Consider the following 9,399-nt stretch of genomic DNA (forward strand, 5'->3'; position numbering starts at 1 on the left):
TCCTTACTTCTTGATTGGCCGGGCTAACGTTACATCGCTACCACTTAGTAAGCTATAAAAGGCGGTGCCAAAGGTACTTTCGTTAACCTTGTCGCCTACGCCACCTTGTTCAATGATTTTGGTGGCTTTGCCTTGCCATTTGCCTAGCAGAATGGCAGTGTGACCGTTGTTTCCGGCTCCCGCACCTTGATTGACGATGACAATATCGCCGGCCTTTGCGTCATTTTCACTGATCTGTTTCAGATATTGATGGCTACCTTTGGCGTCACTGGCCATCGTGCCGGTGAACCAGCCCATGTTGGCCGGTACCTTGTAACCAGCTTTATTCAAGGCTAACCAGACAAAGCCTGAACAATCTGTCCCACCGGTTTTGTTAGGATTCTTTAAATCGCTACCTAAATCGGGGCTAGGGTGGGTTTGAACATAATAGAAGTCGCCCTTCATACTTTCCGCGTTTTTAACAATGCTGCCACCGGAATAGCTCGGGTCACTATCACAACCTAGTTCGGTCAGATCGCCGGAACTCGCATTGTCTAACGTATTACCGGACACGGGATCACTTGCACCCAACACGGAATACCAATGATCGGCATAACCGTATCTTTGGCTTAAATACCATTGTTCCGGGTTCTTACTCATACCCTCGTAATCCATTAACCAGGATTTGGTCGCTTTATGCACGTCCGTATATTTAAAAATCTGCTTGTTTGACGCATAGTAACTACTGTTCAATTCTTGGTCGAGATAATCCAACTGTACCCCGAGATTGGTCGCTGGTTTATTTTCTTTATGGGCTAAATCTTCCAGTTTATCTTTTCGACCACCTAACCACTGGGCTAAGCCCGTGGCCCCGGAACTGGAATTAACGGACTTGGGATCAAGGCGACTTTCTAGTTGTAAGACCCCCAAGATACCGGCGGCCGCTTGTGGGGTGGCACCATACTTTTGTTTCCAGTGGGCATAGATGTTTTTGGCATTTTCCGTCATGCTCTTACTATCTAATTGCGTTTCTGTGGTCGTTGAATTATCACAACTGTTTTCTTGCAATTGACCAGTAAGCGCGGCGATTAGCAAGATGATTAGCAGAAGGGCGCCACCCACAATATAAGCAATCAATTTCCACTTCTTTTTCTTATATTCAAATGACAATACCTGCATTTAATCACCCACTTTGTGCTTGGCCTGATCGACTTGTTTTTGCGCTGCTGATTGGTCACTCTGCGCATTCTTTAAGTCCGACTTAGCCGAATCCACCTTCTTATCTTTATCCTTATCTTTACTGCCATCAATCTTGTTGGCGTCATCTAACTTCTTTTGGGCGTCGCTAACTTCGTTCTTAGCGGCATTGAGACTTAACAGGGCTTTTAAATACTTAGCTTTAGGACTATTCACACCGGCTAATTTGGTTTGGACGGTCTGGGCGTCTTGCGTATCGTTATGGGCTAGGAAGGCTTGTCCCATTCTCAATAAAACATCAGCGTTCGTCGTAAAGGATAATTGGTTATTAAGCGTATTGGTATCATAATTAACAATCGCTTTTTCAAGTTTCAACTGGTCTTTTTGCTTGCTCGTCGCCTTAGTTGGTAACTGCCAATCGGCCACTTGACTGCTATCTTTATTGGCATAAGCCGCATTGACAACCTTATTCAACTGGCTTGGGTCAACCTTCAAGGCTTGCTGGTACTGACGATGCTTTAAAAAGACACTGACCTGCTTAGTTGCAGGATAGCCGGCTCGTTGCATATCTTTTTGTGCTTCTGACCACTTATGATCATTTAAAGCGGTCTGAATTTGACCGCTATATTTTAATCGCGTGACCTGGGCTTGGTTCTGGTTAGCTAAGCTTTGATACTTTCGTTCGTCACTTTTATGGACTAAGCCGACGGCCAAAACGGCCACAATCGCCACCCCGGCCATACTCAACCATAAACGTTGTTTGGTTTTCTGCTGGGCCGTTTCAACTTCCTGCCATTCGTGATAGCTCACAAAGTCCTCAATGCCGTTAACCACTTCCGTTAACTCATTTAACGACGTAGCTTTAGCTACTTGTTGTAAATAGTCGTCCGGGTGTTTAGCTAGGGCTTCTTTAGGATTGCTTAGTAGCCGTTCATAGGGCGTCCCCGTCAAGCAAAACAGAATCAGTGCTTTGTATTTGGCTAAATTGCTATGCTTGTCATCATAAGGCATGAGTTCATTGGCCCGGTAGGCGTACCAAACATGTTGCATTGGGTAATACCATAGGTTGGCTGGGTTCAACGCAATGTGATACTGACTATCGTTAACCACATTTTGCGCCATAATTTCTTTCGCAATTGCTGAACGGATTGCCTTATTCTCCTGTGGTAATTCCTTTAATGATCTGACCTTATCCGGCAAGGTATAAGTTAAAACAACCTTCTGGTCTTGCTCAACTACGTTAACCAACTGTAAGAAATTGAAATCAGCTTGCTTTAATTCGTTTAGCTCACTCAACTGGTCATATCGAAACTGATTGTGATTGAGTTCGAGAATTAATTTGTTCCCCTGTCGCTTGAACGTGCCAACCTCGATATTTAATAGCTGATTTGATTTACTCATTTAAAGTCCCTCCTTCCTCCTCGGTGGTAGTTAAAGCGTCAATTTCACTGGGAGTTAAGATCACGCGCTTTTGATAATCCGGTTGTTCGGCTGTCTCACGATTGTATTTTTCTTGGTAAGCTTCTGGGTCGATTAGCCGTAGTTCTTCTTCGGTCAACTCGACACGCATAAAGGCACGCTGGCTACCATAGATCATCAGAGCTTCACCTTGTCGTCTGCGTTCTAGTAACTTCTTTTCTTTATCCGAGAACGTCATTCTTAACTTAGTAATGACATCATCGACACCTTTACCATCAAGGCCAAAGAATACTTTGGTGTAGGAGTTCCCAATAATGGCTTCACCAATGTTCTGCCCGGTATCTGTCGTGCCTTCAATCACATCTTGAATTTGCTGCGTTCCGGCAATGGCCCCGGCATTGTATTTTCTAAAACGTTTGTATGCTTGATGGAAAAAGGTGGCGGCCGCTTTATGCAAGGTCAAAAAGTGAAATTCATCAACAAACAATTTCTTGCGGCTATGCCGATCTTTGGTAATTTCGTCCCACAGGTATTGAAAAGTATTCAGATAAGCCGCTGATTGGACTTCCTGTTCACTTTGTAGTGGTTTTAGATCAAAAGAAATGATCTTCCCCTTTAGGTTGACGTTGGTATGGCCGTCAAATAGGCTGTTAGAACCATGGGTATAACTGCCTAAGATGTAGTAGAAGTCTTTAACCCGATTGAATTTGTCTTCGTCTTTATCTGCCAGTTTTTCCAACTCGTCATAAACATTGGATAAGGTCGGCCACTGATCGTCTTTAATCTCTTTTAAGCGGCTATATTTCAAAACGCCACTGTTGACGTAAGCTTGTTTAACGACATCATCAAGGATTGCCAGCTCAACTTGGGTAATCCCGGTTTTAAGCACTTCAAAGAATCCCTTTAATCGCTGGATTTTATCTTTGACTAGTAAATCAAGGTTTGTGACCGCTTCATCGGCGCTTAAGATTTCTTCGGAAAAGATTTGTAGCGGGTTAATTTTGTACTTCGCATTAGAAGTTAAGTGCAAGACTGCCCCACCCAGGGCTTCGACAATCTTGGTATATTCGTTTTCTGGATCAATAATGTAGAGTTGATAGTCTTGAATGGCGTAGCGTAGAATTTTCTGAATCATATAGGTGGTCTTGCCGACCCCCGAGGTCCCAATAATCACTTGATTTTGATTAAGCGTCTTATTGCGATCCAGCATATCCACGGCAATTAAGCTGTTGGTATCTTTGTTAACCCCTTCAATATCGCTTCTCGGCTTTAAGTCCAGAATTTCGGCGTCGTCAAAGGGAAACATGCTGCTGGCGACTTCGGTATTACTTTCTTTATAGGTGTAATCCCCCATGAGGTTCTCGTTAATTGGCATGGTTGACCAGAAAGCTTGAAAGGTTGCTTTAACGGGCACTAGGGGCTTCATTTGTAGCTTAATCAACGTATTCTTAACGTTTTCGGTTAAGTCATCTAAGTCTGCTAAACTGTTGGCCCGCAGATAAATGAGCATATGTTGGTACACAAATGTGGTAGAATTATCGAGGTATTTATCTAGTTGCATGTTGGCTGAATCAATATAATTTTGCAGAATCTTCTTTTTATACGGGTCGAACGTATTTAACTTCTGCGCTTCCTTATTTTGAATCGTCTTCTTGTAATAGGTAATCATTGAATTGTTACTGGCGCTGTCGATATATTGCACAATATCGATAACGCCTTTTTTGCGCTTTAACTCTGACAACCAGTTGCCGTAAACCCGCTTGGGGTAGTCAGCAATTGCTAACACCCGAATAAAATTCTCCCCCGACTGGACGTAGGTGGGGTACTGTTCCCAGCTAAACGGGAATAGTGAATGCAAGCTATCACGATCAATCAGCTTGGTAAAGTCTTCAACCTCCGGTTTTTGTTTATTAACCGCTGGTTCACTATTTTGCTGACTTTCTTTCTTGGTTGGCATGAACAAATCAATGACCTTATCGCCAAAACTCATACTGTTGCCTCCTATCCATTGAAATTGATTAAGTTCTTTAAAATCTCTTGGACTTCTTGACTAGTCAACACTTTGGCCGTCACATCAAAGTCCGTTAACGCATTTTCAATATCCCGCTTAACTTGTTCGATCTTTTCGTCTAAATGACTGACCGCTAGGATTAAGCTTTTAACGCTCTTATCCTTAATCGGCACCTTAACAATTAGCAGATGTTGCTTAGTCGTCATGTTTTTGGATTCCTGGACTTTAGTAAAGTGATCCAAATAACTGGCTATTAATTGGATTTTGAACTGTTGCTCCGGGTGGTCTTTTTGTAAGGCGAGATACCGCCGTTTGAGACCATTGAGATAAGCCGTCATATTGACGGGAATCGTCGGCTCTAAGAACTGTAACGTGTCATCAACGCCTTCACCCAACGTACTCATGAGAAAGGCACCATAGTCTTCAAAAACGTCTTGCTGTTCTGTTTCATTCAACAGGTCAAGGTTGATCCCACTAACTGCCAAAATGCCGACCAAATTCCCCGTTTTAGTGACTTCGTAGTTGCCATACATGCCCACCACCAGGCTCATATCATCAATGGTCTCTTTACCACCATTGATTTTAGGCGGTTGGTAATCCCAATCGAGCTTCGCTGATTTATTGGCGGTTTTGCTCTTCTTCAAACGCATTTAGTTCACCTCGCTTCTTCGGTTTTAAATAAAACAGTTTCTGACCATTGGCATAGTGGCGTTTCAACTTAAAGTTATCCCGCACTTTAATATTCTTCCGCGCCGCAACTGGCCTAATTGTTAAAATAGCCATGACAATCGTCATGGCTAAGACAACAATCACTATTTTTATCAGGACTAAGATCAGACCATAGGGTGGGATTGCAATAAAAATTAAGCCCACTAGTCCTGCCAGCGCCGCATAGCCAAAATCTTTTAAGGTGTAATCTTTCCAAATACCATAATCTTTATCAACGTTTTCTGGAAAAATAAACTCTTTACCTTTTTTCATTTGGCAGGCTCCTTTTTAAATTAAGTGAATAGGCTGTAAACCCAAGGTAATAGCCAGATAATCGCTGCCGCTAAGGCCACTAAACCAGCCACCCGACCAACCGCGTGATAAACTTCTGATTTCTCTCGCGGATCGTCTGCGTCAGGCATTCTTTTGATAATAATAAATAGCGCGACACAAATCCCAACTAAAACGACCAAGCCAGTTAAAATACCTTGAATCGTCTTACCAGCGCTGGTTAGCTTGCTTTTAACTTCGCCACCGTCCGCCGCCAAAACAACCTGGGCGTTCATCAAGCCCAAATAAATCGCAGTAGCTCCAGTAGCTGTTAGCGCTTTCATTTTGCTGAACTTCATGTTATTCCTCCTTCCTATCGTCTTCTGATGACCGTAATTGAATTTGTTCTGCCTGCGTTTCTTCTGGCTCACGCTGATAGAACTTGTTCATTTGTTCCTCGGCAATTTGCTGGCTTGGTAATGGATCGGTGGCTAATTTGACGCGGCCGTTTTCACTCGTGGCTAAGTAATACTCTTTTTCTGACTGGCCTAATTCTTGGGTCTCTAAGACATGCAAATTATGTTCGTAACGGTCTAAGGCGTTATCAACTTCTAAGCCATAGAAACCTAAGAAGCCTTCCAGGAAACTCTCACCAAAAAAGGTCATTTCATTTTTAATTTGCTTATATTGATGAGTTGGCTTATCACTAACTAGCTTTTCAGTTTTTTTGGCGTTCTTGCTGTCTTGATGATGATTAAACCAACTACTGATTTTTAATGGGTCGGTCTTAATCTGACGCTTAACGGTATTTTTGATTAATGCTTTCCGTACCTCGTCAATTGGTTTACCTTCCTGTTTCAATCGGTCTTGTAACTTGTCTTGATCCGTCAATTCTTGTTCGTCTTTAACCACGATAGCTTTCTGGCCATTATGAATTAGCTTGCCATTAATGCCCTGCCAGCTTTCTACTTTCATTGGATCACCTCCTTTAAATCAATCGGGATAATTGTTCTCTGGACGTTCCCCTAACCCGCCCGGTAAAATGGATTATTAGGAGGGTGACACCTAGAATCGTAACTTCCAGGTGCTGATCCCCGTTAGCAACTCTACTGCTGACGAGGACGCCCTCTTTTTTTATGTGTTTTTTAATCCATTCAATGCCATCTTCAGATATTAATTTAACTTTGCCCGTTTCCATGAGCATTTCACTTGGCAACTCGTTAGGGTGCCGTCTTAACCAAACACTCACGTACGTACTACCTCGTTCAAGCTCGAGACTAGCTTGAGCTAAGCTAAACCATTCCTGTTTCTTTGTCACATGTGAATACTCCTTTCCCTATATTAGATTCATTGTACCGTTAAATGAGCACGTTTGTGCACTTTTAATTTTATATTTAGATTACAAGTGCATGCCCCCATCTTCATGCCGGTTTCGAGTTTGGTGTTGCCGTTGCTTTTTCGTCATTTCCCACTCAGTCTCCTTTAAACCTTGCGCCTGTTTTTGCCGTTCGTAATCTTCATCACGGGCATATAGGGCGGTCATGATTGCGTTACTAAAGGCCGTCTTTAAGTAGTAGCTTGGACTAACTGGCTTGTAATTTAGCGGTTGATAATGTCCAATATTTACTTTTCTATACTGGTCGTCCTTGGCTTGTTGCCCTTTTAACTGCTTTTGGATTTTCTCGATCTGACTGTTCTTAATCGTCGGATCGGCTTTGCATTCGCCAAAAAAGAGTTGTTTAGTGCCATCATGCTTTAAAACCCGTTGTAAGTGATGATTTTCTAACTGATCTAAGCTAAGCTGTCCCGATAAATAAGCTAGTCCTTGTTGATGTTCTTGGGGACTGAACACCTGTGGTGGATTTGCTTGCCACTGTTCAATTGTTTCAGCCTGACATGGCTTTAAAACAGGATCATAGTACATCACGGCTGTATAGGCTTGTTCCTGTTTAATCATTGGTAATTCATTAAAATTGCCGTTAGGAAAGGCTCTTCTTAAAACTTCCTGGTATTGGGTTTGAATAACTTGCTTAACAGCCGTGATTGTTCGCAAATCTTTGACTGCGCGAGTAATCTTTTGCTGCTCGGTTGGTGAATACTTTTCTAGTAGACCTTGATCAACGTGATCTAGACTTTCTAAGCTATCATCATGAATCATCAGCGTATATTTCAGTTCGATTTTGACTTCCTTTTCTTGTTGCATTAATAACTTCCAGCCAACGTATGGCCGTTTGGTAAAGGCCAATAATTGTTGGGTCAACAAATCATCACGAATGTTCATTAAACGTTCGTTTAATTCACTACCCTTGAAAACTGTTTGTTCGCTATCGGTTTCCTTAATTAATTCTCGTCTTTCAGCTTGCGTGGTCTGTTCAAAATTAAGCTCTGGATAAAGTTTTTTCGTCGTGCGATCGACCACTTTATTTAAGAGTTCATCTGCTTTTTTGAGTGAGCTTTCTTGTTGGTTAATTGTCAATAATTGTTTAGTCACATCTTCACCAACCGCATGTTTAATTAAGGTGCTGTTTTTCCAATTAAATAGCATGCGCCGTTTATCATCTAAGTTCTCCAAACTGATATAAGTTTTCAGTTCATGGCTTAACTCTTTAACTACCCGTTTTTCATTAAACGATAAGTGTTTACTTAGGCTATCTAAATGACCTCTATTGATTACTTTTTCTTGGTTGTTTTTATAACTGGCTTTGGCCTTGCGATAGTTCTTAACTTGTTGGTTAAATGCTTTTCTTTCATGCCGTTTGCTATTGATTCCCTCATGTTGCATTGGTGTGTCAGCTATTCCCTGTTCCACAAATGATTTTTCGCTGATCCGATCGGGAATATTTTTTTGCTCCAAAGCCTGATTTACACTTGCCGCCCAATTGTGCCGCCATTGATTGATTTTTTCTTTTTTATCCCAATCAACTAACCACACCTTTCTTGATCTTGGGAAACGACTATTTCCTGTATAAGTCTTGTTCCCATTTTCGTCTAATATGTTTTCTCGTTTACTTTTCAATCCCCACGTTCCGTCTGGGTTAAATGGACGGTTAGTTAACATCACATGAGCGTGCGGATTATCTGGGTGATCTCTATGAATTGCCACATCGGCAACCATACCTTCATCAACAAAATCTTCTTCTACATATTTTGTCAATAATTCTTTCTGTTCATCTTCACTTAATTCAACTGGTAGAGCCACGTTAAACTCTTTAGCGTACCGTGAGTTTGCTCGACGGTCTTTTCTTTCAACTTCGTTCCATAATTTCTCTCTATCACTCGCCCATTCTGGCGCATTCTTTGGTGTTAAAATAAAGCTTTCTGGCATAACCGACCGAGCATAAAAATAACTTCGACCTTCTTTTTGATCGAATAATTTTTCGCCACTTCGATAACTTGCTCCAGCAATTGCACTTCTTCCTTTTCCAGCACTAATATTACTAAAGCTCATGTGAAAAATTGCCATGTCGGTCACCACCTTTCTTTGGGTTTATGGGCTTGATTTTTTTGTCGCCAACGGCGACTTCTAATACAAGTGTTTAGCACAATAACACAACCAACTTTAGTTGTTGTGTGTAAGTGCGCATTGACCTCGTTTCACTCGGTCTGCTGATTCTCCTGAATTTACTTTTAGTGTATGCCTTCCGCTTCGCTATTTCAAATTTTATACTTTGACTTAACGTTTCCTATATGATATAGTTTCGGTGATTATTTCTAATATGATTGGAGGGATCGTTATGTCTCAAAGTAACTTAGAAAAACAAGAAGCTAAATTAAAAGCCCTTAATCAAAAAATTAAGGACGAAAAAAATAAGATT

The 9,399-nt window shown here is 41.7% G+C and carries 9 protein-coding genes; all 9 read right to left on the reverse strand.

Going from position 1 to position 9,399, the window contains the following annotated elements; all coding sequences use genetic code 11:
• Positions 1–3: 3 nt before the first annotated feature.
• Positions 4–1,158, reverse strand: coding sequence for a phage tail tip lysozyme (locus EKM61_RS07440; protein WP_068377318.1), 1,155 nt, complete (start codon positions 1,156–1,158; stop codon positions 4–6).
• A complete protein-coding gene (locus EKM61_RS07445; protein WP_075168926.1) occupies positions 1,159–2,577 on the reverse strand; it encodes a type VII secretion protein EssB/YukC in 1,419 nt (472 codons plus the stop codon). It lies immediately after the preceding gene.
• Complete coding sequence (locus tag EKM61_RS07450; RefSeq protein WP_068377311.1) at positions 2,570–4,585, reverse strand: VirB4 family type IV secretion system protein; 2,016 nt, start codon at positions 4,583–4,585, stop codon at positions 2,570–2,572. Before EKM61_RS07450 ends, EKM61_RS07445 begins: the two co-directional genes overlap by 8 nt.
• 11 nt (positions 4,586–4,596) lie before the next feature.
• A complete protein-coding gene (gene trsD, locus EKM61_RS07455) occupies positions 4,597–5,256 on the reverse strand; it encodes a TrsD/TraD family conjugative transfer protein (protein ID WP_021730097.1) in 660 nt (219 codons plus the stop codon).
• Positions 5,225–5,587, reverse strand: coding sequence for a hypothetical protein (locus EKM61_RS07460; protein WP_035457693.1), 363 nt, complete (start codon positions 5,585–5,587; stop codon positions 5,225–5,227). The genes trsD and EKM61_RS07460 overlap by 32 nt, the downstream gene beginning before the upstream one ends.
• Before the next feature lie 20 nt (positions 5,588–5,607).
• Entirely contained in the window at positions 5,608–5,943 is a 336-nt protein-coding gene (locus tag EKM61_RS07465) for a CagC family type IV secretion system protein (RefSeq protein ID WP_068377308.1), read from the reverse strand.
• Between the two features lies 1 nt (position 5,944).
• On the reverse strand, positions 5,945–6,559 hold the full coding sequence (locus EKM61_RS07470) for a hypothetical protein (protein ID WP_068377302.1): 615 nt from the start codon (positions 6,557–6,559) through the stop codon (positions 5,945–5,947).
• 13 nt (positions 6,560–6,572) lie between these two features.
• Positions 6,573–6,902 carry a hypothetical protein gene (locus EKM61_RS07475; RefSeq protein WP_068377296.1) on the reverse strand — a complete coding sequence of 110 codons (330 nt, stop codon included), beginning with the start codon at positions 6,900–6,902 and terminating at the stop codon, positions 6,573–6,575.
• Between the two features lie 81 nt (positions 6,903–6,983).
• The gene (gene mobQ / locus EKM61_RS07480; protein WP_068377293.1) at positions 6,984–9,047 is read right to left on the reverse strand and encodes a MobQ family relaxase; all 2,064 of its coding nucleotides are present in this window, start codon (positions 9,045–9,047) and stop codon (positions 6,984–6,986) included.
• Positions 9,048–9,399 lie beyond the last annotated feature (352 nt).

Source organism: Loigolactobacillus backii (assembly GCF_003946275.1).
GTDB lineage: Bacteria > Bacillota > Bacilli > Lactobacillales > Lactobacillaceae > Loigolactobacillus > Loigolactobacillus backii.